The 12,224-nt window shown below is 71.1% G+C and carries 10 protein-coding genes; 9 read left to right on the top strand and 1 reads right to left on the bottom strand.

From position 1 onward, the window contains the following. Positions 1 to 100 precede the first annotated feature (100 nt). From OG257_RS36295 to OG257_RS36260, 8 genes are all read left to right on the top strand, one after another. Positions 101 to 1,102 carry a LacI family DNA-binding transcriptional regulator gene (locus OG257_RS36295; protein WP_329215534.1) on the top strand — a complete coding sequence of 334 codons (1,002 nt, stop codon included), beginning with the start codon at positions 101 to 103 and terminating at the stop codon, positions 1,100 to 1,102. 142 nt (positions 1,103 to 1,244) lie between these two features. After that, positions 1,245 to 3,179, top strand: coding sequence for a glycoside hydrolase 5 family protein (locus OG257_RS36290; RefSeq protein ID WP_329214586.1), 1,935 nt, complete (start codon positions 1,245 to 1,247; stop codon positions 3,177 to 3,179). Between the two features lie 63 nt (positions 3,180 to 3,242). Next, the gene (locus OG257_RS36285) at positions 3,243 to 5,582 is read left to right on the top strand and encodes a glycoside hydrolase family 3 N-terminal domain-containing protein (protein WP_329214584.1); all 2,340 of its coding nucleotides are present in this window, start codon (positions 3,243 to 3,245) and stop codon (positions 5,580 to 5,582) included. A 97-nt stretch (positions 5,583 to 5,679) separates the two neighbouring features. Continuing rightward, on the top strand, positions 5,680 to 6,603 hold the full coding sequence (locus OG257_RS36280; RefSeq protein WP_329214582.1) for an LLM class F420-dependent oxidoreductase: 924 nt from the start codon (positions 5,680 to 5,682) through the stop codon (positions 6,601 to 6,603). An 81-nt stretch (positions 6,604 to 6,684) separates the two neighbouring features. Beyond that, a complete protein-coding gene (locus OG257_RS36275; protein ID WP_329214580.1) occupies positions 6,685 to 7,659 on the top strand; it encodes an SDR family NAD(P)-dependent oxidoreductase in 975 nt (324 codons plus the stop codon). Between the two features lie 124 nt (positions 7,660 to 7,783). Beyond that, entirely contained in the window at positions 7,784 to 8,383 is a 600-nt protein-coding gene (locus tag OG257_RS36270) for an ArsR/SmtB family transcription factor (RefSeq protein ID WP_329214578.1), read from the top strand. Further along, the gene (locus tag OG257_RS36265) at positions 8,380 to 9,432 is read left to right on the top strand and encodes an MFS transporter (RefSeq protein WP_329214576.1); all 1,053 of its coding nucleotides are present in this window, start codon (positions 8,380 to 8,382) and stop codon (positions 9,430 to 9,432) included. Before OG257_RS36270 ends, OG257_RS36265 begins: the two co-directional genes overlap by 4 nt. Next, complete coding sequence (locus OG257_RS36260; RefSeq protein ID WP_329214574.1) at positions 9,390 to 9,659, top strand: hypothetical protein; 270 nt, start codon at positions 9,390 to 9,392, stop codon at positions 9,657 to 9,659. Before OG257_RS36265 ends, OG257_RS36260 begins: the two co-directional genes overlap by 43 nt. Before the next feature lie 26 nt (positions 9,660 to 9,685). On the opposite strand, the gene OG257_RS36255 is transcribed toward OG257_RS36260, so the two are convergent. Next, positions 9,686 to 10,318, bottom strand: coding sequence for a LysE family transporter (locus OG257_RS36255; RefSeq protein ID WP_329214572.1), 633 nt, complete (start codon positions 10,316 to 10,318; stop codon positions 9,686 to 9,688). A 268-nt stretch (positions 10,319 to 10,586) separates the two neighbouring features. Here OG257_RS36255 and OG257_RS36250 point away from each other — a divergent pair, with 268 nt between their 5' ends. Then, complete coding sequence (locus OG257_RS36250) at positions 10,587 to 12,113, top strand: hypothetical protein (RefSeq protein ID WP_329214570.1); 1,527 nt, start codon at positions 10,587 to 10,589, stop codon at positions 12,111 to 12,113. Positions 12,114 to 12,224 lie beyond the last annotated feature (111 nt).

Here is a 12,224-nt window from a genome sequence, read left to right as displayed (position 1 = left end):
GGAGCGTCCCGAGGACGCCGGACAGCCCACGGGCGCGGCACCCGGTTCCCGGCGCGGTGCCGCGGGAACCGAGGGAGCGGCCCGTCCCACGATCAAGGCTGTGGCCGCCGCGGCCGGGGTCTCCACCGCCGCGGTGTCCCAGGCCGTCAACGGCACCGGCCGGATCTCGGAGGCGACCCGCCGCCGGGTTCTGGCCGCGGCCGCCGAACTGGGCTGGTCGCCCAGCGCGTCGGCGTCCGCGCTGCGCCGGGCCCGTACCCGTACGATCGCGCTCGTCGTCCGCCGCCCCACGGACGTGCTCGGCGCCGACCCGCACTTCAGCGAGCTGATCACCGGTCTGGAGGGCGAACTGGCCCCCCGGGGCTACGGTCTGCTGCTCCACCTGGTCGCCGACATGGCCCAGGAGAGCGCGCTGTACGAACGACTGGTCGCGGAAGGCCGGATCGACGGTGCGGTGCTGACCGACGCGCGGGCGGACGACCCGCGCCCCCAACTGCTGCGGGGCCTCGGGCTGCCCGCCGTCCTGCTCGGCACGCCGGATCCCTCGTCGCCGGTGCCCGGCGTCGGCCTCGGGCAGCAGGATGCCGGTGTCCGTGAGGCGGTCGCGCACCTGCTGGAGCTCGGCCACCGGCGTTTCGCGTACGTCGCGGGTCCGGCCGAGCTGGTGCACACCGGGCTGCGCCGGGCCGCGTTCGAGAGCGCCCTCGCCGAAGCGGGGCTGCGGCCCGTCGCCGTACGGCACACCGATTTCACGGAGCGGGCGGCCGTCGCCGTCACCGAGGAACTGCTCGCGCTCCCCGACCGGCCGACCGCGCTGGTGTTCACCAACGACTCCATGGCCGTGTGCGGTATCGGTACGGCCCAGCGCGGCGGGCTCCGGGTGCCCGAAGACGTGTCGGTGGTGGGGTACGACAACCTGCCGCTCGGCCGCTGGCTGCACCCCCGGCTCACGACCGTGGACCAGCAGGTGCAACGGGTCGGTGCGGCCGCCGCCCGCGAGCTGCTCGTCCGGTGCGGCGAGGACGTGCCCCCGCCGGTCCTCGACGGACGCCCGAGCCTGGTCGTACGGGAGTCCACCGGTCCCGCACCGTCCGCGCACTGAACCATGGGCCCGCTGCCCCTTGCCGCACGCGGCCCACCGGGGCTCCCCCGCCTCGTCCCGCGGCCCGCCGGCCCGGCCCGTACGGCCCGACGCCTGCCGCACCCGCCCCACCCCCGTACTTCGAAGAGGTCAGAGACAGACCATGCGACGCCACAGCGCCCAGCTCACCCATGACTCCGCCGTTCTCCCCTGGCTCGGCGCCAACTTCTGGTCCCGCACCGGTGGTCCGCTGATGTGGCGGAACTACGAGCCGAAGACGGTCCGCGAGGAGTTGACCGTCCTGCGGGACCACGGGCTGAACATGACCCGGTCCTTCTTCTACTGGCCCGATTTCCACCCGGAGCCCGGGCGGATCGACGAGGAGCTGTGCGACCGCTTCCGTGACTTCCTGGACGCCCACACCGAGGCGGGGATGGGGACGGTGCCCACCTTCATCGTCGGCCACATGTCGGGCGAGAACTGGGACCCGGCCTGGCGTGGGGACCGCGATCTGTACGAGGACGTGTGGCTGGTCGGGCGGCAGGCGTGGTTCGTCTCCCAGATGACCCGGCGCTTCAAGGACCATCCGGCGGTCACCGGCTGGCTGATCACCAACGAGATGCCGGGCTACGGCCGGATCTACCAGGTCGACCCGCCGTCCAGTGATGTCGTCACCGCCTGGGCGCAGTTCATGTGCGACGCGGTGCGCGCGGCGGGCGGCACCCAGCCCGTTTCGCTCGGGGACGGCGCGTGGGGCATCGAGGTGACGGGCCGCGACAACGGCTTCTCGCTGCGGGACACCGCCGAGTACGTGGACTTCGTGGGGCCGCACGTCTACCGCTCGGACACGGACCGACCGCGCCAGCACTACCGCGCCGCGTTCGAGTGCGAACTCGCCGCCGTGACCGGACAGCCGGTCGTGCTGGAGGAGTTCGGGCTCTCGACCGACACCGTCTCGGCTGCGAACGCGGGCGTGTTCTACCGGCAGACCCTGCACAACTCGCTGCTCGGCGGGGCCACCGGCTGGATCGCCTGGAACAACACGGACTACGACGAGCTGTGGGAGCAGTCGCCGTACGACCACCACCCCTTCGAGATGCACTTCGGGATCACCGACCACACCGGCCGGCCGAAGGAGCCGCTGCGGGAACTGGCCGATTTCGCTGAGGTGTTGAAGCGGATCGACTTCGCCCGCTGCCGTCGGACGGACGCGGACACCGCCCTGGTCGTGCCCGCCTTCCTGGAGCGCGGCTACCCCTACAGCCGCCCCGCCGACCGGCCGCTCATCTTCACTTCGCTGCACCAGGGGTACGTGGCCGCGCGCGGCGCCGACCTGCCCGTGGCGTTCGCCCGGGAGGCGGACGGGCTGCCGGAGGACGCGGCGCTGTATCTGCTTCCGTCGACGCGGCAGCTGACCACTCGAACGAGGCGGGATCTGGAGCGTCGTGCCCGCGAGGGCGCCACGGTCTACCTGTCGTTCTGCTCGGGCGAGCACCCGGCGACACGCGGTCCGTGGTTCCACGACCTGGACGGTCTGTTCGGTGTGGAGCTCCAGCTTTCCTACGGTGTCGCGGAGCCGATCGAGGACGACGTCCTGGAGATGACGTTCGCCGAGGACTTCGGCTCCATCGCGGCGGGCGAGACCCTGACCTTCCCGGTCGCCGGCAACGAGGACAGCCGCGCGTACCTGCCGGTCGTCCCGGCCGGTGCGCGGGTCGTCGCCACCGACGCGCACGGCCGCCCGGCGCTGCTGTGCCACGAGACGGGCGAGGGGCGTACGGTCCTGGCCACCTACCCGCTGGAGCACATGGCCGCTCGCACCGCCCGCGCCAATCCGGAGCAGACGCACCGGCTGTACGCGGCGCTCGCCGAACTCGCGGGCGCGGCAAGGCCGGTGACGGTCGACACGCCGTTCGTCGCCGCCGACACCCTGGTCCGCGAGGACGGTACCCGCTACGTGTGGCTGGTGAGCCAGTCGGCGGAGGAGCTGACCGTGCGCCCGTCCGCGGACGGGGAGCTGCGCGAGCTGACGGGCGGGGAGCCGGTGCGGGACGTGGTGATCGCCCCGTACGGGGTGCGCGTCCTCGAACTGCGCTGACCGGCCTACCCACCCCTCTCCTGCCCTGGCTGTCCCGCCAGTTCCGTGAAAGTGAGCCACCCGATGTCGTCCGAGCCGCTCTTCCGAGACCCCGCGGCACCCGTCGCCGACCGGGTGCGTGACCTGTTGGCCCGGATGACACTCACCGAGAAGGTGGGCCAGGTCAACCAGCGGATGTACGGGTGGGACGCGTACGAGCGTACGTCCTCGGGCCACCGGCTGACCGAGGCGTTCCGCGAGGAGGTGGCCGCGTACGGCGGGATGGGTGCGCTCTACGGGTTGCAGCGGGCCGACCCCTGGTCGGGTGTCACGGCGGCCACGGGCATCGGCGCGTCGGACGGTGCGCGGGTCTCCGACGCCGTGCAGCGGCACGTCGTGGAGAACACCCGGCTGGGTATTCCCGTCCTGCTGGTCGAGGAGATGCCGCACGGCCTGCAGGCGCTGGACGGCACCCTGCTGCCGGTCAACCTCGCGGTCGGTGCGACCTGGAATCCTGAGCTGTACGAGGAGGCCGCCGCCCTTGCCGCCGCGCAGCTCCGGTCGCGCGGCGGGCATGTGGCGCTGGTGTCCGCGCTCGATCTGGTGCGGGATCCGCGCTGGGGTCGCGCCGAGGAGTGCTTCGGCGAGGACCCGTACCTGGCGGCACGGTTCACCGAAGCCCTGGTGCGGGGTGTTCAGGGGCCGCCGGAGGACCGATTCGGGCCGGACCGTGCCGCTGTCGTGCTCAAGCACTTCGCCGGGCAGGGGGCCACGGTCGGCGGGCGCAACAGCGCGGCCACCGAACTGGGCGCCCGCGAGTTGCACGAGATCCATCTGGAGGCCGCTCTGGCGGGGGTCCGCGCCGGGGCGGCGGGCGTCATGGCGGCGTACAACGAGTTCGACGGCATCCCGTGTGCGGCGAACCGGGAGTTGCTGACCGGGATCCTGCGCGAACGGTGGGGGTTCACCGGCCTGGTGATGGCCGACGGGCTCGCGGTCGACCGTCTGGTGCGGCTGGCCGGGGACCCGGTGGCGGCCGGCGCGCTGGCACTGGAGGCAGGTACCGACCTGAGTCTGTGGGACGACTGCTTCCCCCGGCTGGAGCAGGCCGTGCAAGACGGCCTGGTCGACGAAGGCACCCTCGACACCGCCGTCGGGAGGGTCCTCTCACTGAAGTTCCGGCTCGGCCTCTTCGAGCGCCCGTACACCGGGGCGCGCACGCCGGCTCCGGGGCCGGAGCTGCTGAGCGAGCGCATCGCCCGGGAATCCGTCACTCTGCTCGCGCACGACGGCGAGACGCTCCCGCTCACCGGCCACGTCCGGCGGATCGCCGTCATCGGCCCGAACGCCGACTCCGTACCGCAGCAGATCGGCGACTACACCGCGCCGCAGCGGCCGGACACGGGCATCAGCGTCCTCGACGGTCTCAGGGCCGCGGCCCCGGCCGGCACGGACGTCACGTACGGCCGGGGCAGCGATCTCGTCGGCGGTGATCTGTCGGCCGTACCCGAGGCGGTCGCTCTCGCCGCCGGGGCGGATGTGGCGGTGGTGGTGCTCGGCGGTTCGAGCGCGCGGGCGTCGGGGACGCACTTCGACGCCAACGGAGCGGCGGTCGTCACCTCCGGCAACCCCGTGGAGATGACCTGCGGGGAGGGGGTGGACCTGGCCGAACTCGGTCTTCCCACAGGGCAGTCGGCCCTGCTCGACGCGGTCGCTGCGACAGGGACCCCGGTTGTCGTGGTACTGGTCCAGGGCCGTCCCCATGCGCTGCCGGATCTCTCCGACCGGGCCGGGGCGGTGCTGAGCGCCTGGTACCCCGGCCCGTGGGGCGGGCGCGCGGTGGCGGACGTGCTGTTCGGCGCTGCGGAACCCCTGGGCCGGCTGCCCGTCTCGGTGCCCCGGTCGGCGGCGCAGCTGCCCGTGTTCTACAACGGGAAGGACCACGGTTACCGCGGCTATGTCGACCAGCCCGCCCTGGCGCGCCATGCGTTCGGCCACGGCCTGTCCTATACGTCGGTCGAGTACGGCGAACCGCGGCTGTCCCGCACGTCCGCCGCGGTGGCGGAGTTCGCGGGGGACGCACTTCCCGGGACCGCGGAGCCGCTCCTGTGCACGGTCGAGCTCCACAACACGGGCGACCGTTCCACGCGGGAGACGGTGCAGTTGTACGTTCGCCGCGTGGTCGGCGGCACGTCGTGGCCGCGTGCACGGGAGCTGCGCGGCTTCGCCCGGGTCGCGCTGGGGCCCGGGGAGCGGGCGGAGGTCTCCTTCCCGGTGGAGGAGCGGACCCTGGCCTCCGTCACCCGGTCCTGGGAACGTGCTGTGGAGCCGGGAGAGTTCGCGATCGAGACGGGCCCGTCCTCGGACCGGACCCGCGGCGCCCGCCTCCATGTGACGGCGCCGTCGAGCGGCACCCGGCGGTAGCACCGGCCCGGCCACGGAGAGCGCGTACACACAGCGGACAAGAAGTTGTCACACAGGAACCGGAATGCGTGTCCGGCGGCATCGGGTTCGAACTGACATGACTGTAGGAGTAGCACTCCAAGCATCCGGCCCCGACAACCAGATCGATGCCACCGTGCGGCTTGCCGCGGAAGCGGCGGCCGCCGGGCTCCGCTCCGCGTGGTTCGGGCAGACCTTCGGCGCCGATTCGCCGCAGCTCGCGGCGATCGTCGGGCGTGAGGTACCGGACCTCCAGGTGGGCACGTCCGCGATCCCCGTCTTCGGGCGCCATCCGTTGCTCGTCTCCAGCCAGGCCCAGACCGCGCAGGCGGCGACTCACGGCCGCTACCACCTCGGGCTGGCGCTCGGGACCAAGCTTCTGACCGAGGTGGGTTTCGGCATTCCCTACGAACGGCCGATTGCCCGCCTGCGTGAGTTCCTCACCGCTCTGCGGCAGTTGACCGAGACCGGCACTGCCGACTTCCACGGCGAACTGCTCACCGCCACGACGCCGTTCCCGGCACGCGTTCCGGGAGCGGAAGGCGGTGTGCCGATCCTGGTCGCGGCGATGGGGCCTCAGGCGCTGCGCGTCAGTGGCGAGTTGGCGGACGGGATCCTTCCCTACCTCGCCGGGCCTCGTGCCCTGTCCGAGCACATCGTGCCGGCCGTGACCGCGGCGGCGGAGGCCGCGGGCCGCCCCGCGCCCAGAATCGTGGCTCTGGTGTACGGCGTGGTCACCGACGATGCCGACGCCGTACGTGCGAAGGCATCCGAACAGCTCGCGTTCTACGAGCAGTTCCCGTCCTATGCACGGGCCATCGAACTCTCCGGCGGCAAACGGGCCGTCGACGTGGCGGTGATCGGCGACGAGCGCACCGTCGCCGACGAGGTGCGGCGCTACCGGGACGCCGGGGCCACGGAGGTGGTGTTCTCGGGGACGGACATCGCTGGGGACACCGACCGCCGCCGCACCTGGGATCTGCTCGGCGAGCTTGCGGAGTAGATGATTCCTGGGTCCGCTCGACGTGGCTGATCGTCACCGGCCCTTGACTTGGAGTGCTCTCCAGCACCTAGCGTCTCCGTCATGACGACACCTCAGCACAAGATCGGATCGGGCTTCGGCGCCCGGAGCACCGCGGACGACGTACTGAGCGGGATCGACCTGTCAGGCAGTACCGCGATCGTCACCGGTGGCTACTCGGGACTCGGCCTGGAGACGACCCGCGCCCTGGCGGGTGCCGGAGCCCGCGTCATCGTCCCCGCCCGGCGACGGGCGGCCGCACAGGAGGCGGTCAAGGACATCGACGGTGTCGAGACCGACGACCTCGACCTGTCCGACCTCGAAAGCGTCCGCGGTTTCGCCGAGCGGTTCCTGGCCTCCGGTCGCGAGGTCGACATCGTGATCAACAACGCCGGGGTCATGGCCTGCCCCGAGACGCGTGTCGGCCCGGGGTGGGAGGCCCAGTTCGCCACCAACCACCTCGGCCACTTCGCGCTGATCAACCATCTCTGGCCGGCGATCGCCCGCGGTGGCGCGCGTGTCATCGCCGTGTCCTCCGGCGCCCACGGCATCACCGGCGTGCGCTGGGACGACGTGCAGTTCGAGCGCGGCTACGACAGGTGGCAGGCGTACGGGCAGGCGAAGGCGGCGAACGTTCTGTTCGCCGTGCATCTCGATGCGCTCGGCCGCGACTCCGGAGTCAGGGCGTTCGCCCTGCATCCGGGCAGCATCCTCACCCCGCTGCAGCGCCACCTCGCGAAGTCGGAGATGGTCGACGCGGGCTGGATCGACGAGGACGGCAACCTGGCCGATCCCACCTTCAAGACGCCCGAGCAGGGCGCGGCGACGCAGGTGTGGGCGGCGACCTCTCCCCAACTGGCGGGCCTGGGCGGCGTGTACTGCGAGGACTGCGACGTGGCCGAGCCGGCCGCGGACGGGTCGGAGGGCGGCGTGCACGCACACGCGACCGACCCCGAGCAGGCCGCGCGCCTGTGGGCGCTGTCGGCCGACCTCACGGGCGTCGATGCTTTCGCGGCGGCACCGAAGAGCGTGTCCTGACTTTCGGGACAAGGGCCACCTCGGGGGCAGAGGCCACCTTCGGGGGCACAGGCCTTTGCTCCGCCTGAACACACGTGGATATGAGAGTTGACTCTCACATAATGTGAGAGGAGACTCTCACGTTATGGATTCCAGGAACCGGCTGGGCGACATCGAGATCACCGATCCGCAGGCGATGCGGGCGCTGGCGCATCCCGTGAGGCTGGCGATCCTCGACCGCCTCCTACGGCACGGTCCGGCGACAGCTACACAACTCGCACCCGAGGTGGGAGCCACTCCCTCGGTGACCAGTTGGCATCTGCGGCACCTGGCGGGTTTTGGGCTGGTCCGTGACGCCGAGGCCGGGGCGGACCGCCGGCAACGGCGGTGGGAGGCGGCAGCCCGTGGTTTCCGGTTCGAGGCGCCGGAGGACGAGGAGGGCAGGTCGGCCGCGCAGGTCCTGTCCCGGGAGATGTTCGCGCGCTACGGGGATCTGCCGGACAGGTGGCTGACCGAGGTAGAGCCCGGCCTGGAGCCCGCGTGGCAGAGGGCAGGTGGACTGGCCAACACCCGTGTGGTCGTTTCCGCGGAGGAACTCGCGGCGATTCAGGACGGGATCGAGCGGTTGCTCGCGCCTTACGTGACACGCGACCCTGCCGAGCGTCCGGCGGGAAGCCGTGGCGTACGGCTGATGCGCTACGCACTGCCGGAACAGGACGAGGGACAGACGGACGGTCCTCTGTGAGCGCCCCGGCGACGGACGCCCCCATATCCCTGTGGCGTAACCCGCGCTTCCGCCGGTTCTGGGCGGGACAGTCGATATCGGAGTTCGGTGACCGGATCACCGAACTGGCGGTGCCGTTGATCGCTGTGACAGTGCTGAGCGCCTCGGCCAACCAGGTGGCGTGGCTGACCGCGCTCATCTGGACCCCGAACCTTCTCGGGATCTTCCTGGGGGCCTGGGTCGACCGACGCGTCCACAAACGGCGCCTGATGGTTCTCGCCGATCTGGTGCGCGGTGCGGTGCTGCTCAGCCTGCCCGTCGCCTACCTGCTCGATGCGGTGAGCCTTGGTCAGCTGTACGCCGTGGCGTTGCTGACCGGCGCGGCAGCCGTGTTGTTCAGCACCGCGTATCCGCCCTTCTTCGTCCAGCTGGTGCCTCGCTCCTCCTATGTCGAGGCCAACAGCAAACTCAGTACCAGCCGGTCGGTGTCGTACGTGGTCGGGCCTGCGGTCGGCGGCGGTCTCGTGCAGGCGTTGACCGCTCCGGTCGCTGTCGTCCTCGATGCCCTGTCGTATCTGGCGTCCGCGTTCCTGATCGGGCGGATCCCGCTCGGTGAACATCGCGCCGCCACCGAGGAGGACGCGGTTCCTCCCCTGCTCCGGCGTGCCCGGGAGGGGATGGCCTTCGTGGGGCGGCACCCGGTACTGCGTGCTGGGCTCTGCTGCGCGGCGACCGTCAACTTCTTCACCTTTGTTGCGGGCAGTGGGCTGATGGTGCTGTTCGCCAGCCGCGTGCTCGGACTGTCCGCCGGAGTCATCGGCCTGGCGCTAGGCATCGGCTCGACCGGCGCTCTCCTCGGTGCCGTCATCGCCCGGGGGTCTCGCGACGTATCGGTGTGGGCCGCAGCATCGTTGTGGGAGCCGTGCTGTTCCCGGCGCCCATCGCCATCGCAGCGTGCGCGGGAGGCCCGCTCTGGGCGCGTGCCGGAGCGCTGGCCGCGGCGGAGTTCCTCTCCGGAGTCGGCGTCATGCTCTTCGACGTCAATCTCAACTCCCTGCAGACCAGCGTGATCCCCGACGGCATGCGCAGCCGCGTGGCGGGCGCGTACAGCACGCTCAACTACGGCGTACGCCCTGTCGGAGCCCTCGTCGGCGGCCTGCTCGCCACCGCTTTCGGCCTGCGTGCGGCTCTGCTCGTCGGGGCCGTCGGCGGAGCGTTGTCGCTGCTCTGGCTGCTCTCTTCGCCCATACCGCGCATCCACTCCCTGGCTGCCGACGACGTGGCCACGACACGGTGAGTGGTGTTCCCGGCGGTCGAGTTGTCTCAGGACGCCGAGATGACGAGGTGAGTGGCGAGTGCGGTGATCAGGCTGCTGGAGACCAAAGTGGTGATGAGCCGCCCGCGGCTGCCGGTCAGCGTTCGGCCCAGCAGAGCTCCGCCGCCGACCAGCAACAACTGCCAGCTGGTGGAGGCGGCGAACGCGGCAAGGACGAATGCTGCCTGTTCCAGGTGGTGGGCAGCCGCCGCGATATCGCTGCCGAGCACGAGCGCCGCGAAATAGATCACGGTCATGGGGTTCATCATCGTGATCGCCAGCAACGCCGCATACGCCCGCGCAGGAGTGAGAGGCCGCGTATCCGTTCGGGTCACCGTGTGCCGTTTGCGGTACTGGCGGATGCCTGTGGCGCCGCCCCAGAGGGCCAGCACGATGAGGACCGCGGCGGACGCCCATCGCAGGGGGAGCATCACCGGCTCGATGAGGGGAGTGATCGTGGAGCCCCCGACCACAGCGATCAACGCATAGAGGCCGTCAGCGGTCGCGACCCCCAGTGCGGCGAACGCACCGATCTTGGGAGACGTCCGGGCTGTCAGGGCCACCAGGTATGCCGCGACCGCTCCCACCGGCATGGCAATGCCGTAGCCGGCGAGAAGCCCCGCGACCAGAACGGCGCTCACGAGTGCGGGAACGTGGGCCTTCGCAGTCGGCCCGGCTGCTGCTGGACTCGCACCGATCGGACGGCGGAGGTCAGAAGCGTGGCGGCGGTGGTCGTAGTCATGGGCGGATGTTGTCGGCAGCGCGGGCGGTCTTTCAAATCATTTTCCCTTCTTCCCAGCCGGAGCCACGACCGCGGCAAACAGTGACCTCCTACGAGGAGAGGTGCCGTCCACTTGTTACGCCGAAATCCACGAGCCATCCGGTCGAGGTCCAGGCATGATGCCCTCTGTGAACCATGTCCTGTGCGGACTCGCCGCCAATCCGGCTCTGCCGTCCGAACTGGTCGACCGGCTGATCGCGGTCGCGGACGACGGCATCGCCCTGGACCTCGCCGGGCGCGCGGACCTCAGCCGTGCGCAGGCGGTTGCGTTGGCCTCGCGCGTCGAAGAGAGTGCTCTTCAGCTTGCGTACGAGGGCCGGTTGACCGCCGCCGACGTTGATCCCGCGACACAGCCTCGCGCCGCCGTCGCCCTGCTCGAAGAAGGTGCCGGCAACCCGGAGTGGGCTCGCCTCCTTGCGGCCGATCCCGTCGTCGAACACCGGGAGAAGCTGGCCTCCTGCCCCGGCCTCCCGCCCGATGTGGTGGAGATGCTTGCCACGGACTCGGACGTACGCGTGGTCGCGGAGTTCGCCTTGTGGACCACGCGCGATGTGGCCGCCAGGCTTGCGAGGCATCCGCATGCCGAGGTCCGCCGCAGTGTGGCGGCCAACGAGGCGACGCCCCCGACCGTACTGGCGGCGCTCATCAGCGGCGAAGGGCTGCCTCCCGCGCAGCGGTGCCTGGTCTGCGACCGCGAAGATCCGCCGTTCGTGCACGATCCGCACTGCTCACGGCTGGACTGCGATCTACTGCTGGGCGCCTCCTGTGACGGCTCCCACGAATCCACCGTGCACAACGTGCTGCATGCGGCACTGCAGAACCCGGCCACACCGTTGGAAGCCGTCGTCGGCTTCGCCGACCATCCTTCGATTCTGCTGCGCTGGGCGCTCGCGGCCCGTCCCGACCTGCCTCCCGAGGTGTGCGCTCGGATCGCCGTAGATCCCGCTCCCGGTGTCCGCGCCGACCTCGCCGCGAATCCCTCGATCGACGACGCGGTGATCCGTGCACTGGCCGACGACGCTGGCCACGATGTGCGGCGACAGCTCGCGCACAACCCGCACGTGCCGCTCGACGTGCTGACCCGGCTGGCCGGCATGACCAAAGTCGGCTCCACCCTCCTGCCGCGGATCGCGTCCGCCTCCCCCTCCGAGGTCAGGGAGCTGGCTCAGTCACCGAACCCGGCCGCGCGGATGCTCGTGGCCCAACGACGGGATCTGCCGGCCGGGATCCGCGACGCGCTGGCCGCCGACCCCGACGCGAAAGTGGTCAAGTCCGTCGCTCCGCACCCCGGTCTGCCGGAATCGCAGCTGCGCGCCATGGTCGACCGGCACGGAGTCAGGGTCATCGCCAAGGTGGCGGCCAACCCGGACGCGACTCCGGCACTGCTGGAGTACCTGACCCGGCACGAGCCACCGGTACAGAAAGCATTCCGCGTGATCGCCCGGCACCCCAACGCGACGGCCCCGGCGCTGCTCGCCTGCTTGGCGGACCATCAGGCGCGGCCCATAGCCGCCGGTCATCCGGCACTCCCGCCGCTGGTTGTCGCAGAGCTCCTCACCGACCCGAACGGTCAGGTGGCCGAAGCGGCGGCGGCCAACCCGTCGCTGCCGCCTGCTGTGATGGCGGATCTACTGCCCCAGGGCTTCTCGTTCTGATCTTGATCGTGCTGGGATCGAGCGGAGTTGAAGGAGCGCCCAGACCGAGGTCCGCTCGATGACCCATCGGGCGTAGGCAGCGGCGGCACGGCCCCGCATAGGCTGACTGTC

The organism is Streptomyces sp. NBC_00683 (genome assembly GCF_036226745.1).
Classification (GTDB): Bacteria; Actinomycetota; Actinomycetes; order Streptomycetales; family Streptomycetaceae; genus Streptomyces.
Note: the sequence above shows the minus strand (reverse complement) of the source record. Positions and strands in the feature narration are given on the sequence as shown.

What these genes read in the sequence shown, in the direction of transcription:
- OG257_RS36290 (WP_329214586.1), top strand. Translation starts at nt 1,245, where the DNA reads ATGCGACGCCACAGCGCCCAGCTCACCCATGACTCCGCCGTTCTCCCC.
- OG257_RS36285 (WP_329214584.1), top strand. Translation starts at nt 3,243, where the DNA reads ATGTCGTCCGAGCCGCTCTTCCGAGACCCCGCGGCACCCGTCGCCGAC.
- OG257_RS36275 (WP_329214580.1), top strand. Translation starts at nt 6,685, where the DNA reads ATGACGACACCTCAGCACAAGATCGGATCGGGCTTCGGCGCCCGGAGC.
- OG257_RS36280 (WP_329214582.1), top strand. Translation starts at nt 5,680, where the DNA reads ATGACTGTAGGAGTAGCACTCCAAGCATCCGGCCCCGACAACCAGATC.
- OG257_RS36260 (WP_329214574.1), top strand. Translation starts at nt 9,390, where the DNA reads ATGCTCTTCGACGTCAATCTCAACTCCCTGCAGACCAGCGTGATCCCC.
- OG257_RS36270 (WP_329214578.1), top strand. Translation starts at nt 7,784, where the DNA reads ATGGATTCCAGGAACCGGCTGGGCGACATCGAGATCACCGATCCGCAG.